General features: G+C 34.6%; 1 protein-coding gene. It reads right to left on the minus strand.

Annotated elements, in window-relative coordinates; genetic code table 11:
- Window positions 1-83 precede the first annotated feature (83 nt).
- On the minus strand, window positions 84-332 hold a 249-nt coding region (locus HW098_RS10305), incomplete at its 5' end, for a hypothetical protein (protein ID WP_205403006.1).

A 332-nucleotide genomic window follows, 5' to 3' on the forward strand; every position in this document is an offset into this window, starting at 1 on the left:
TTTTATTTGAAAAAAGACAGTAAAAAAGCGCAAAAAATCACTTCCTGTGCTATACTGTAATTGAAATTTTTTTAGTTTGGGCGTTAGAACTGTTTCCTCAGTCCTATCGCCTTTTCTTTTTGATAAGTCTGTTTGGTGGAGAGTAGTTTGTAAATGATTCTGAGAATCTTATGAGCACAAGCAATAATCGCCTTCATCTTGCTTCCTCTTTGGGAAATTCGATTGTAAAAAGAAGAAAAAGCTGGATCCTTAGAATGTGCTATAATTAATCCCGACATGGTCAGAGCCTGTTTGATATATCGATTTCCTTTCGTAATGTGTGAGGATTTTTT

This window comes from Streptococcus sp. 1453 (assembly GCF_013276955.1).
Taxonomy (GTDB): Bacteria; Bacillota; Bacilli; order Lactobacillales; family Streptococcaceae; genus Streptococcus.